We start from the raw sequence: 443 nt of genomic DNA, 5'->3' as shown, positions 1-443 counted from the left end.
AGGAGGGTGGCGAGGTTGGGGTAGATCACGCCTGGGGAGGGGCCGTCGGTGGTGATGCTGATGATTTGTCCGGTGGTGCCGTTGGGGCCGGGGGTGGTGTCGGTGACGTAGGCGTTGCCGGTGCCGTCGTCGGTGATGGGTATCCAGCCGTGGTTCCAGAATCCGGGCAGGGTCAGGCCGGTGTCTCCGGAGAGGTTGAAGTTCCGGGTGTCTTCGTCGAGGTCGTCGAAGACTTGTTGCCAGGTTTCGTATTGATCGATGATTTCCTCACAGGAGAGCAGGATCTCTCCGGGGAAGTTGTCTTCGGGGTAGGTTCCCATGCCGTTGTGGCGGGTCAAGCTGGCTCGTAGTTGGGTGGGGAGGGTGAGTCCGAGGGTGGTTTCGAGTTCTGTGATCTCTTCGTCGGTGGCTGGTGGGTTGAGGATCTCTGGGGCTTGATCGCC

At 61.4% G+C, this 443-nt stretch carries 1 protein-coding gene; it reads right to left on the bottom strand.

Annotated elements, in window-relative coordinates; all coding sequences use genetic code 11:
* Positions 1-443, bottom strand: a 443-nt coding sequence (locus L979_RS13470) for an SMI1/KNR4 family protein (RefSeq protein WP_047692732.1), incomplete at both ends; no start/stop codon positions are given.

The organism is Kocuria sp. ZOR0020 (assembly GCF_000800955.1).
In the GTDB taxonomy this organism is placed as follows: Bacteria; Actinomycetota; Actinomycetes; order Actinomycetales; family Micrococcaceae; genus Kocuria; species Kocuria subflava.
This window is presented reverse-complemented; position numbering and strand designations above follow the sequence as displayed.